Origin of the sequence: Ruegeria sp. HKCCD7251 (genome assembly GCF_013031165.1) — a bacterium.
Classification (GTDB): Bacteria; Pseudomonadota; Alphaproteobacteria; order Rhodobacterales; family Rhodobacteraceae; genus Ruegeria.
Genome location: NZ_WPZC01000001.1, coordinates 1 through 11,854 on the forward strand (window position 1 = coordinate 1; position 11,854 = coordinate 11,854).

At 55.1% G+C, this 11,854-nt stretch carries 11 protein-coding genes and 1 tRNA gene; 6 read left to right on the forward strand and 6 right to left on the reverse strand.

Annotated features, from left to right (window positions below):
• The coding region (locus tag GOX75_RS20220) for a hypothetical protein (protein ID WP_217354414.1) at positions 1-232 on the forward strand (232 nt) is incomplete at its 5' end.
• A gap of 277 nt (positions 233-509) precedes the next feature.
• On the opposite strand, the gene GOX75_RS00005 is transcribed toward GOX75_RS20220, so the two are convergent.
• The 4 genes from GOX75_RS00005 to GOX75_RS00020 all read right to left on the reverse strand — a co-directional run bounded on the left by GOX75_RS00005 (position 510) and on the right by GOX75_RS00020 (position 4,368).
• Positions 510-890, reverse strand: coding sequence for a hypothetical protein (locus tag GOX75_RS00005; RefSeq protein ID WP_170337130.1), 381 nt, complete (start codon positions 888-890; stop codon positions 510-512).
• Between the two features lie 114 nt (positions 891-1,004).
• Positions 1,005-2,183, reverse strand: a complete 1,179-nt coding sequence (locus tag GOX75_RS00010; RefSeq protein WP_170357375.1) for a carbohydrate porin — start codon at positions 2,181-2,183, stop codon at positions 1,005-1,007.
• Positions 2,180-2,944, reverse strand: a complete 765-nt coding sequence (locus tag GOX75_RS00015) for a DUF3299 domain-containing protein (protein WP_170337125.1) — start codon at positions 2,942-2,944, stop codon at positions 2,180-2,182. The genes GOX75_RS00010 and GOX75_RS00015 overlap by 4 nt, the downstream gene beginning before the upstream one ends.
• Before the next feature lie 26 nt (positions 2,945-2,970).
• Positions 2,971-4,368: an amidohydrolase family protein gene (locus GOX75_RS00020; protein ID WP_170337131.1), complete on the reverse strand. Its 1,398-nt coding sequence runs from the start codon at positions 4,366-4,368 to the stop codon at positions 2,971-2,973.
• A gap of 132 nt (positions 4,369-4,500) precedes the next feature.
• Between GOX75_RS00020 and GOX75_RS00025 the strand changes: the two genes are divergently transcribed.
• Both GOX75_RS00025 and GOX75_RS00030 read left to right on the forward strand, forming a co-directional pair.
• A complete protein-coding gene (locus GOX75_RS00025) occupies positions 4,501-5,508 on the forward strand; it encodes an AraC family transcriptional regulator (RefSeq protein ID WP_171120123.1) in 1,008 nt (335 codons plus the stop codon).
• Between the two features lie 545 nt (positions 5,509-6,053).
• On the forward strand, positions 6,054-6,845 hold the full coding sequence (locus GOX75_RS00030; RefSeq protein ID WP_254428659.1) for a DUF1194 domain-containing protein: 792 nt from the start codon (positions 6,054-6,056) through the stop codon (positions 6,843-6,845).
• Between the two features lie 207 nt (positions 6,846-7,052).
• Here the strand turns inward: GOX75_RS00030 and GOX75_RS00035 are convergent.
• A tRNA-Gln gene (locus GOX75_RS00035) sits at positions 7,053-7,127 on the reverse strand.
• Positions 7,128-7,438: 311 nt separating this feature from the next.
• Here GOX75_RS00035 and GOX75_RS00040 point away from each other — a divergent pair.
• A complete protein-coding gene (locus tag GOX75_RS00040) occupies positions 7,439-8,347 on the forward strand; it encodes a haloalkane dehalogenase (protein ID WP_171120124.1) in 909 nt (302 codons plus the stop codon).
• Positions 8,348-8,358: 11 nt separating this feature from the next.
• On the opposite strand, the gene GOX75_RS00045 is transcribed toward GOX75_RS00040, so the two are convergent.
• Positions 8,359-8,880: an SH3 domain-containing protein gene (locus GOX75_RS00045; RefSeq protein ID WP_171120126.1), complete on the reverse strand. Its 522-nt coding sequence runs from the start codon at positions 8,878-8,880 to the stop codon at positions 8,359-8,361.
• A 138-nt stretch (positions 8,881-9,018) separates the two neighbouring features.
• On the opposite strand from GOX75_RS00045, the gene GOX75_RS00050 reads away from it, so the two are divergent.
• Positions 9,019-10,005, forward strand: coding sequence for a D-glycerate dehydrogenase (locus GOX75_RS00050; RefSeq protein WP_171121666.1), 987 nt, complete (start codon positions 9,019-9,021; stop codon positions 10,003-10,005).
• Positions 10,006-10,050: 45 nt separating this feature from the next.
• A complete protein-coding gene (gene ggt / locus GOX75_RS00055) occupies positions 10,051-11,844 on the forward strand; it encodes a gamma-glutamyltransferase (protein WP_171120128.1) in 1,794 nt (597 codons plus the stop codon).
• Positions 11,845-11,854: the final 10 nt, after the last annotated feature.

Consider the following 11,854-nt stretch of genomic DNA (forward strand, 5'->3'; position numbering starts at 1 on the left):
CCATGCCGCAAATATTGAAACAACACTAGTCCATCGCAAATTTGACGGGCTTCGGCGAGCATCGCACCTCGAAGACTTTTTCGAGAGCTACCCACTGCACCGAAATCGGATGTTGAGATGGCTCGGGTCAACTTCCGCTTTATCGGGCAAAGCTTCGCTTCTCTGCCGCGCAGCATCCCGACTGTACTACGTCAGCGATGCGCAGAAAGCAGACTTTGCAAAGTCCGGTTGACCACATTGTCCACCAAAGGCGACAGTTCTGCTTCGCGACTGGGCTATACATAGCCCTCAAAGCGTATTGTTTGCGGGACTTCAGTTGCACCGTTTTCATGAGCGAGTAGGGCGCGTGCTGACGAAAAGGTAGCAAGCGCAAAAAGAACAAGAAGGGCCTTTATCATCGTAGCGCCTCGGATCCGGGTTTTGAACTTGGGCCGGGGTTCACAAATGATCGCCCCGGCCAGCGTCAGGGCAAACGAGGTAGTTCTTGCCCTGAAACATCGTACTTTCGCCTAATTTAGAAGATCACCGACGATGCCGACGGCATCGACCACGGTAGACAGGTCATTCGTAACTTCGAGGACTTCGTCATCGACCAGAATGTAGCGGTTTCCTTTGCCCGGCTCCCCAAGCTTCCATTTGGAAAGGTCCCCAATATCCTCGAACTCCAGGTCAGATGGGAGCTTGGCACCGCGCGTGTAGCGCTTGATCTGTCCAGGTGGTACAGCTTTTGGGCCTTTGCCGGGTTTGTCTTCTATCTGAATGCTGACATCACCGTTCTTGCCCCCCTTGTTCGGCTTTTTACCCTTGTTGTCTTTGGCATGGGCATCGCTGCCTCCAAGGATGAAAAACACAACTGCTAAGGCTGCAAGAATTCCGTATGCAATCTTCATAGATTGTTCCTTTGCTTCCCAACTTCATTCGACCGGCGTTGAAAATTCCGGCACGCGCTTGATCTCTCTTAGTTGCCCTTTGGCACACCCCTTAGTGACTGCCTTCACCCCGCATTAGAAAACGATCCGGGTTCTTAGACCGAACAGGGTAATCCGGTCCTGATCGGGATTTAGAAGCGGGTCGGAAATGAATTGTACCGATGGCGTGATCTGCAGTCCGGGTGAGATTGAAAAGCGGTAGAAAGCTTCAAGCGTGAACTGATCGCCATCTATGCCTCTTGCTTCGGCCCAGTTTAGGCCCAGACCGGCCAAATCGGTGTTGCGACCATAGTAACCGAGACCGGCAGAAATCGACCGTTCATAAAGCGCTGCGGTTCCCTTCGAGGCCCCTGCACGGAAGAACGGCATCCATTTATTGTCAACAAACCATGCGGCGGAAAACGCTGCGCCGTAATCTTCTGCTCGACTGCCATCGTCAGCCGCATCCGCATGCCAGAGGGTCAGATGGATATTGTCGAAGTAGATGCGATCAAAGCCGGACGTGTACCCAAGTTCGAGCGACTTGAAGAGATTGCCGTCGCTAAACACATCAAAGTTTGGATCGGACGGGTCGGCGTTTGCGTCTGATACGCTGGCAACGGCGTAGAGGTTCTCGCTCAGCTTTACCCCACCGGCAATACCAAGGCCTTGGTTGGGCGTGTTGATTGTCGGGTTGGTATTGAAAGACAGGTTTTGAAAACCACTGTAGGGGCTTACCAACCCGTAGATATCCACAAAGTCCGTTACATCAATCTGGCCGACTTGCAGCGCCCACGACCCATTCTCAGCCCTTTGGGTCCAGAACAAATTGGTCAGAAGCAAACCGTTGTCATTGAAGGCTGTTCCCGTGATTGAAAGGGCTCCGCCATCCAGCCCGAGAAATTGCGGAGCAACGTCAGTATAACTGTGCCTGTCTTCGATCTTGAATGTCAGAGACCCCCGTTCAGTTGCCTGCCAACTGCCGTAGAACCGCGCAATTCCGCTGGCTGCTTCGCCGGTTCCCAGATCAGCATCCGTGGTTTGGCCCAATGCCAGGTAGTCAATGTTGAACCGAAAACCACCCTCAGCCAGTCGGTCTTTCCACTGAAACCAACCCGGTGCGATGTTGCGTGGAAAATCGGAACGATATTGCGGATCGGTGAGCCCGTCTCCGGGCGCAAGATCGGCTTCGACTGAAGATGGCCCGGATAGTCCCTGAGCCGACGCTGCGCCAGCAAATGCAAGGCTCAATGCGGCAACCAGAAGTCTTATCATTTTGACGCCTGTGCCCCACCGGTCTTGCGATTTCCTGCCGCGCGGATGCGATCAGCAGCACGCTGCTTCCATTCCAACCTGTCTGCCTCGGTTTCCAGAGTTTCGACACGTTCCGCCTCTAGCTGGAAAGTCGCATTCATAGGCATGAGGCCATCCACAACCATCATATTATGAACGGAAGGATCGATAGTCAGCGTGCCTGTCAGCCGAACGGGTTCGTGGAAATAGCTAGGCGCCCAGTCCCCGTTCAACCGCACACGGATCATCTGGTTAGGCGGAGGTGGAGGCATGTGGCTGCACATCCCTCTTTCTGGCACCAAATACGCCACAGGCCGGCCGTCCGGATCGCTTGGAGCAGGAATGGCAAAGCCCGCGAGTGTGATTGTTCTGCCGTCGAATTGCGGGTTTCCGCTCGTTCCAGCCTTTCTTCGACGTTCAGTCACAACCTCGCGCTGATCGAGTAACCAGTCGACGTCAATTCCGTCTGACACCAAGGCGTCTTCGGTCTCTGCTAAAAGCAATTGCCATTTCTGCCGTTCTTCGGCGCTGCCAACCTCCTGCTGCAACCTGCCGCGTATACGCACAACGAAAAGAACATCGTCGAACTGTTCGGGGCTGAGTTCACGATAGGGGTCATCAAAGACCTGCGCAGACGGATCTGGCAGATCTGCCCAGTCCAACGCGGTTCCAGGCGTCGCCGCAGCATCATAACCGCACAAAACCAACCCTGCGAATACTGCGGAGCAAAACCAATTTCGCATGAATGCTCTCCGGCTGCTTTATCTGGTCAATCCAGTGTGTTTTTGTAGATCACACCGTCCTTCATGATCAGGCGGATTGTTTCCGGGCTGTCCGGCCTCGGGTCCGCACCGAACCACTGATCGCCTGTTCCAACGACAGAGAAGTCTTCGAGGGGGTTGCCGTCTATCAGCAGGATGTCGGCATAGGCGCCTTCTTCGATCACACCCAGTTTGCCTTCCGGATAGGGGTTCATGAAATCACCGCTAAGTGCCGCGATCTCGCCACCTACCGAAGTTAGGGTTACCATCGACGCATAGGGGCCGAAGAAATGGTTATTCAGATGTTTCTCGTAGGCGATCTGGATGTTGCACGCTTCGACCGAGCCGACGCAATCGGTTTGGAAACCGCGCGGCGCCGGGCATTCCTTCATACTTGGAATGTAGGCTTCGAAGGTCGCCGAGGCCGATTTGGCCTTCCTCAAACTGTTGGGGTTGTTTTTCACGGAAGGAACATCAAGTAGGCCTGGATCAAATGCTGTGATGTTCGTCGTGATGTACGCTCCTTTTTCTTTCATCAAAGCAGAAATCTCGCAGTCAAAGTGAAATCCGTGTTCAATGGTTCTGACCCCTGCATTCAGGGCATTGATGATCGCTTCTTTGCGGTAGGAATGTGCCATGACATAGGTGCCGTACTCGTTGGCAACCTGAACAGCGGCCTCGATCTCTTCTTTCGAACCGGCGAGCAACTGCCATGGATCGAATGCCGAAATCACCCCACCTGATTGCATGAACTTCAATTGCGTGGCACCCATGCGCAGGTTGTTGCGGCCATACATGTAAATTTCGTCAACACCGTTGACCTGTTGGGCCATATTCAGAGTCCCAAAGTTGGTCACCCCACCCGGCGGAGATGTGAAGGATGCGAAATCGGCGTGACCACCACGTGTTCCGAGAAATGCCCCGGAAGGATAAAAGCGGGGGCCGACGATCTGGCCGGCGTCAATTGCGCGCCGCAGCCCGCCGCCAGCGCCCCCGGCATCGCGAACGGTCGTGAAGCCCTGCATCAGGTACATTTCGGCCATCCGGGTCCCGTGGATGGCGAAATCCTCCCAGGTCGAGTTGGTTTCCATCTCGGCAATCGATGGCCCCATGAGCATCAGGTGCGCGTGATTCTCTATAAAGCCCGGTGTCAGAGTGCGCCCACCGCCGTCGATAACCGTCGCGCTCGGCGCATCAATGGCATCGGTTGAGACGGACTTGATCAGATTGCCCTCGACCAGAACACTGGCATTTTCAATGCGTTGCTCATTCACACCGTCGAAGACATGCACGTTGGTAAACAGCGTTTGGGGTTCTTCTTGATCCTGAGCCTGCGCGGTCGCCGAAAAAGAAAGAACTGCCGCGACAATTGCCGTCGAGCAAAGAGACATTCGTAAGCCGGACATAAGTACTCCCTTCATATTCATGTTTTGCCAACTATAGTCTGGAATTCATTGGCTCGGTTGCCCCTTTTGAATTAGGATGTACGAATGTGACTGCAAAAATGGCCACTTCTTAAAGCTAATCCAACAAGGGTTATGAGCTTGCCTTTCAACTCCACCTCCCGAGAGCATAGCGAGGGCTTTGTTCGCCTCTCTTTAGCCGCTCCCTTTCTGCAATATCTCACCGAACGTAAGATCAATCCGCAACCAGCATTGGATCAGGTCGGCTTGAAAGCTGAACTGATGACTAACCCATCCGTGTTCGTTCACTCCGAGTTGGTTTACGGCTTGGTAAATGCTTTCTCAGAAGTATCAGGGGATCGATACCTAGGACTGAATGTAGGGGAAGCGTTTGACCTACAAGGATGGCCGCCCTTCGCTCAAGCCTTGCAATCTACAAAAACGCTGTTCGAGTTTTTTACCCGCTTTGTTGAGCTCGTGCCGCAGGAGTCCAATTCTGTGCGGCACAGCCTTGTCATTGAAGCAGGCAAAGCGACTTATCGTATCGAGAGGCAACAGGAACCAACCGTCCCACCCATTCAGGTGACCGGTTTTGGTGCCGCAATCTATGTACGCCTATTGCAGACCGTCGTCGGAGAGTCCTGGGACTCTTCCCGTGTGCGATGGGAAAGCAGATACATCAATGGGCTGCCTATCGACTACAAAGGGATCGAGGTTGGCCTTGGGACTGATCCCGGAATGCAAATTAGTTTTCCTGTGGAATGGTTGTTTTTGCACCACGTCTCTGAGGGTTCTGCCAAGCCCATAGCATCACTTCGACAAGATGAAGAAGTAACCGTGGTGGCAGCTTTGCGATCTGTCTTACGCGACAAACTGGATGAAACCGATTTGGGACCAGAGATGGTGGCTGGAATGCTGGGAATACAACCGGAACGGTTTCTGAAAGCGCTTCAAAAACAAGGCACAACGCTACCGCGCGAAATCAAACGGCTGCGTATCGATGTCGCCAAGGAGCACCTCAAACAAAACCAGATGACAATTGCAGAGATCGGACTGATGCTCGGCTATTCTGACAAGTCCCATTTCACTCGCTTTTTCCGAGGTCAGACCGGAATGACACCGACCAAGTTCCGAAGCAAGTAAATGTGGTCGAGCCAAATGAACGCTTCGAAGATTAGGTCCTCGTGGGATCAGTTCGGAGAAGTTGTAGTGCGACGTTGAACAGGTTAGTCGACGACATGAATGGTTGGTTGCCACCGCCGATACAACCTCTGCAACTGGCCGTTTCGTTGTGTATTTCGGAGTTAGCAAAGCTTGGTTGCGAAGGTCCGCTTCGGGCTGCGACCCGCCGAAGGTTGAATTATTTTAGCGCTTGAACCGTCTATCCTCTCGCACCAGCATAATCGGTTTTGTCCAAAACCCCGGTGAGAGTAAAGGGGCGTGCAGTATGGAAGTTTCAAACGGGTACACTGATCCCTCGTTTTGCGGCGCAAGCTGGATTTTCAAAGTTCGGATTTGAAGGTCCGCAATTGGGTGATACCAGTAACTCCGCTTAAGTGACATTCGTATCCTCAACGATTGAACCAAGCCGTCGTATTGTAGAGTTTTTTGTCCACAAAAACTTGATCAACCACTTGAAGCTTGACTTAACAGCACATCGCGCCATCCGTTAACTGATGCTACGTAACTTGCTCCTGACAGTTGTCGCAATTGCCTCTCTCTCGGCAACTCCTGTCGCGTCTGAGAAAATTGAAGTCGATCTGGAATTGGCCCTTCTTGTCGATGTTTCAAGGTCGATGACTGAGCGAGAACTCGAGATTCAGCGGCAGGGTTACGCCGCAGCCTTGATGTCGGATGAAGTTTTCGCCGCTGTTCAGTCGGGCCCTTTGCAACGGGTGGCTTTGACATACGTCGAGTGGGCGGGAACACAAGACGTTATTGTTGACTGGATGCTGTTAGAAACGCGCGCTGATCTGGAGGAGTTTGCGGGTGTTCTGACCACGCGTTTCGATCCCGCCTTGCGCCGCACTTCAATCTCTGAGGCCCTGATCTTCGGGGCAACGATGATCGAAGGGAACAAATTCGAAGGTCTGCGTAAAGTTATCGACGTTTCTGGCGACGGGCCTAACAATCAGGGTCGCCCGGTTTTGCAAGCCCGTGAGGCAGTATTGTCGAAGTCGATCACCATAAATGGGTTACCGCTGATGACCCGTGAAGGTATGGGGAGTCAGTGGCACCTCGACGATCTTGATGTCTACTACCAGAACTGTGTTACGGGCGGGCCTGGTTCATTCGTAATCCCGGTGCTTGACTGGCAAGGCTTTGCGGAGGCCGTACGACGAAAACTGGTGCTGGAAATTGGGTTAGTTCCAGCAATAGGAGAGGTTATGAAGGCGCAATACATCTCACCCTCAGACTATGACTGCCTGATTGGCGAGAAGATCTGGGAACGGAACCAACAAATCTGGAGCGAACCCTAGAAGCGGCCTTTGCATCAACCACCCGAGGCTCGATACAAAAAGCCAGCAGCAATTATCTGAGGAAAACTAGTGTTCTGCGCTTTCAATAGAAATGCACAGATGGTGGTAGATCATCGACACAGTGTGAGTAGACAAACTTATTGACATCGATTTGCACGAACCGAGTGAAATTTGCACGCTTATAGTTAATTCGCAGTTCTGATGAGCTGGCTGGGGTGGTAGGATTCGAACCTACGATACACGGTACCAAAAACCGCTGCCTTACCACTTGGCTACACCCCAACGGTGAGGCGCTATCTACGATTGTTGTTTGGAGGGTTCAAGACCTTTCCCGCAAAAAAATGAGGAAGGTCTGGAAAAAACTTTTGACCCCAAGGTTGGTGCTCAGAGGTGGCTTTTCTCGGGGTCTTTCTTTGGCACTGTGCCGATTGGCATGCAGTGGGTCTGCGGAGGGCCTAAAAACACTTTCTTGATACGCCCACATAGGAAAATGCCGTTAATTTCATATGGCCTACGGGCATTTGAGTGTTACGCTCAACTTCGCAAAGGGACCAACATTGGCAAGATCCCGGATACCCAATCATAGGTGACACATGAAATTTCTACGCACGCCGGGCTCTCGATTTGAAGGTCTGGCTGATTATGACTTTCAGCCGAACTACACTTTGGTCGACGATACTGAGGCGGGAGATTTACGAATCCATCATGTGGATGTAGGGCCTACTGATGCCGATCCGGTGTTGATGATGCACGGAGAGCCGAGCTGGTCGTATTTGTATCGCCATATGATTGCGGGGTTTGTGCAGCAGGGGTATCGCGCTGTTGCGCCGGATTTGATTGGGTTTGGCAGATCGGACAAGCCGACGGAACGTAGCGATTATACCTACGCTCGCCACGTCGCCTGGATGGGGGACTGGCTGCGTCAGGTGGATCTGCGCAATATCACGCTGTTCTGTCAGGACTGGGGCGGGTTGATTGGGTTGAGGCTTTGGGCCGAAATGCCCGACAGGTTTGCGCGCGTTGTCGTCGCCAATACCGCGCTGCCGACCGGCGATCAGCCGATGGGAGAGGCTTTTGATAGTTGGCGCAAATTCAGTCAGGAAGTGCCTGTTTTTCCAGCCGGTGGGATTTTAAAGGGTGGAACAGCGAAACCGTTGTCAGACGCGGCCATTGCGGCTTATGACGCGCCATATCCCGACGAAAGTTACAAGGCGGGGGCGCGGCAATTCCCGATGCTGGTGCCGGCTTCGCCCGATGATCCCGAGTCGGATGCGAACCGGCGGGCGTGGGGTGTGCTGCGCGGCCTGCAAACGCCCGTCCTGACGGCTTTTGGTGCGGATGACAACGTAATGGCTGGGATAGATGCGGTGTTTCAGCGTCTTTGCCCCGGCGCGGCCGGGCAACCTCATGTGATCTTGCCCAATGCGGGTCATTTTCTTCAAGAGGACGTAGGCCCTGAACTGGTAAAGCTAACCTGCGATTTCATCCAGCGCACGTCCTGAGGTGTGCTGGGTCATTCCCGGACTTCCGAAGGGTCGACCCCCCAAAGGTTCGACTTGAGGGTCCAGCCCTTGTATCCGCCAGCCGAAATTCGGCACCAGTCAATGGTACAGCTTCCAAGTCGGGCGACCACGCCGGATTCGAACTGTGCGCTGACCTGCGAGTTCGGGTCCGGGTTGGCATAAACGGGCAGCATGTCAGATTCGATCAGGACTGTGCGAACGCCAGACAACAACGCATAGTGTACCCAGCCGCCGGCTCCGTCGCGGTCCTGAACCTTCCGCCAGTTTCCATATTCGGCGGTGATTTGCAGAGGCATCCCACGGCGTTTGAAGACCCAGTCGATTCGATGGGTCAGGGACGGGCCGCGACGTACATTGCCTTCGGCGGCTTTCATCGAAACATATCGGGGCAACGGCAGATTGGTCACCTGACCGCGCTTGTCCTGCGCGCTGGCAGCGACTGCACCAGCCAGGACCAGAAATGCGGACAAAACCGCCGTCAAACGGCGCTTTGGGGGTAGAATACCACTCACGGACTGTCTGCTCTTGTGCCTGTTGATCTTGTTTCGAAAAAAGGTCGACTCAATGCCTCGGGGGTTCTTGTGCCCCGCCTTATCCTGCGCCACGATGCCATGGCGCGCGAAGGTTTGCAAAGCAGTGGGAGTGCACAGGTGCCAAGAGAACGTCTGAGTGTTGTCGTAACGCGACGGTTGCCCGAGGCGGTAGAAACCCGGTTGAGCGAATTGTTCGATGTTCAGTTGCGGACCGAGGACACCCCAATGTCCCGAGAAGAACTGGTCGCCGCAGTCCAAAGCGCGGATGTCCTTGTACCGACGGTCACAGACACAATTGACGGCGGATTGCTGGGACAGGCGGGTGAAAACCTGCGCTTGATCGCGAATTATGGGGCAGGGGTCGACAATATCGACGTCGCAACCGCGCGGCAGCGTGGAATTCTTGTCTCGAACACTCCGGGTGTTCTGACAGATGATACCGCCGACATGACCATGGCGCTTATACTTGCTGTCACGCGGCGTATCCCCGAGGGGCTGTCGGTGATGCAAAAAGGTGAGTGGGAGGGCTGGGCCCCGAACGCCCTGTTGGGTGGCCGCATCGGTGGCCGCCGTCTTGGTATTTTGGGCATGGGGCGCATTGGTCAGGCCGTGGCGCGCCGGGCCAGCGCCTTTGGGATGCAGGTTCATTACCACAACCGCCGCAGGCTTCGTCCCGAAACGGAACAAGAGCTTGAAGCGACCTATTGGGAAAGCCTTGATCAGATGGTTGCGCGAATGGACGTCATCTCGATCAACTGCCCGTCCACACCGTCCACGTTCCACCTGATGAATGCGCGGCGATTGAAGCTGATGAAGCCTTCGGCGGTAATTGTGAACACCTCGCGGGGAGAAGTGCTTGACGAAAACGCGCTAACCCGTCTGATCCGGTCCGGCGATATCGCGGGGGCTGGGTTGGACGTTTACGAACACGGGACGGACGTGAACCCGCGCCTGCGGCAGTTGCCGAATGTCGTCCTGCTGCCGCATATGGGATCGGCCACACTGGAAGGGCGGATCGAGATGGGTGAGAAAGTCATCATCAATATCAAGACGTTCGAAGATGGCCACCGCCCACCGGACCAGGTGGTTCCTGCAATGCTGTAGGAATGTGCGGCAGCCCGCAAATTTATGTTTTTTCAGGAGGATAATATGAAAAGAAGTCTGATTTCAGGGTTGTTCGCGACCGCAATGGCAATTTCCGGCCCTTTGTTCGCACAAGAGACAGCCGACGCTGTTGCCCCCGAAGGTGCCTCCGAAGGGCAGGTTCTGGGTCTGACAGAAGAAGTGATCGCCTCGCTTGAGGCGAAACTGGCTGGCGCGCCGGTTTCTTCGCAGAATTGGATGGTGGCAGCCGCGAACCCGTTGGCCGTTGAAGCCGGGGCCAAGGTATTGCGGGCCGGTGGATCGGCTGCGGATGCGATGGTAGCTGTACAAGTTGTGCTTGGCCTGGTCGAGCCGCAGTCGTCCGGACTGGGCGGTGGGGCGTTTCTTGTTTGGTACGACGCCGCCACTGGCGAACTGACGACACTGGACGGGCGCGAAACCGCGCCGTTGGAGGCAAATCACCGGCTGTTCCAAGATGAAAATGGCGAACCGCTGAAGTTCTTTGACGCCGTCGTGGGTGGTTTGTCGGTGGGGACACCGGGTACGCCCGCCTTGCTGGAAGAGGCGCACCGGCGCTGGGGGCGCAGCCCGTGGCCCAGCCTGTTCGCCGATGGGATCGCGCTGGCTGATGAAGGGTTTCTTGTATCTCCGCGTCTGGCCGGCCTTGTGGAAAAAGACGCCGAACGCCTGTCGCGTTTCCCGGCGACCGCTGCGTATTTCCTGCCGGATGGGGCGCCATTGGCACAGGGCCAGCGCCTGATGAACCCCGACTATGCGGACACTCTGCGCGTTCTTGCCAGCGAAGGATCAGCGGGTTTTTACGGGGGCGAGATCGCCGCAGGTATCGTCAACACGGTGCGGAGCGCACCGGGGAATCCGGGGATTTTGTCGGGAATTGACTTGGCGCTGTATCAGGTGATTGAACGCGAACCCGTCTGTGCGGCGTATCGCGCCTATGAGGTGTGCGGAATGGGGCCGCCTTCCTCTGGTGCGCTGACTGTGGGTCAGATTTTGGGCATGCTGGATGGCTATGACCTGGCGGCGATGGGGCCCGAGGATATCAATACGTGGCGACTGATCGGCGACGCCTCGCGTCTGGCTTTTGCGGATCGCGGGCGGTACATGGCGGATCACGACTTTGTCCCGATGCCGACAAAAGGGCTGGTTGATCCGGCCTACTTGTCGGAACGTGGCGCCTTGATGAGCGGCGATGCAGCTCTGATTGACGCAACACCCGGCAACCCAGAATTCGAGCATTCGTCGAATTGGGCGGATGACGTGTCGCTGGAATTGCCGTCGACCTCTCATATCTCGATCGTTGACCAGTATGGGAACGTCCTGTCGATGACCTCAACGATCGAAAACGGGTTCGGGTCCCGATTGATGACCAACGGGTTCTTACTGAACAATGAACTGACGGATTTCTCGTTCAAAACCCACAGCAATGGTGTCCCGATCGCGAACCGTCTTGAGCCGGGCAAACGCCCCCGTTCGTCGATGAGCCCGACCATTGTAATGCAGGACGGCAAACCGGTTCTGGCCATCGGTTCACCCGGTGGAAGCCGGATTATCGGTTATGTTGCCAAGTCAATCATTGCGTGGGCGGATTGGGGCATGGACGTGCAGCAGGCATTGTCGATGCCCCATCTGGTCAACCGTTTTGGCACCTACGATGTTGAACAGGGCACATCGGCCGAGGGGTTTGTCGATGCGCTGACGACGCTGGGATACGAGGTTAATCCACGTGACCTGACCTCGGGGCTGCACGCCATCGAGATTGGGGACGTTTTGACAGGCGGTGCCGATCCACGCCGCGAAGGGATTGCGCTGGGCGAATAGCCTGGCGTTT

Coding starts and splice junctions, on each gene's coding strand:
- GOX75_RS00005 (WP_170337130.1), bottom strand. CDS start 890: ATGAAGATTGCATACGGAATTCTTGCAGCCTTAGCAGTTGTGTTTTTC.
- GOX75_RS00010 (WP_170357375.1), bottom strand. CDS start 2,183: ATGATAAGACTTCTGGTTGCCGCATTGAGCCTTGCATTTGCTGGCGCA.
- GOX75_RS00015 (WP_170337125.1), bottom strand. CDS start 2,944: ATGCGAAATTGGTTTTGCTCCGCAGTATTCGCAGGGTTGGTTTTGTGC.
- GOX75_RS00020 (WP_170337131.1), bottom strand. CDS start 4,368: ATGTCCGGCTTACGAATGTCTCTTTGCTCGACGGCAATTGTCGCGGCA.
- GOX75_RS00025 (WP_171120123.1), top strand. CDS start 4,501: ATGAGCTTGCCTTTCAACTCCACCTCCCGAGAGCATAGCGAGGGCTTT.
- GOX75_RS00040 (WP_171120124.1), top strand. CDS start 7,439: ATGAAATTTCTACGCACGCCGGGCTCTCGATTTGAAGGTCTGGCTGAT.
- ggt (WP_171120128.1), top strand. CDS start 10,051: ATGAAAAGAAGTCTGATTTCAGGGTTGTTCGCGACCGCAATGGCAATT.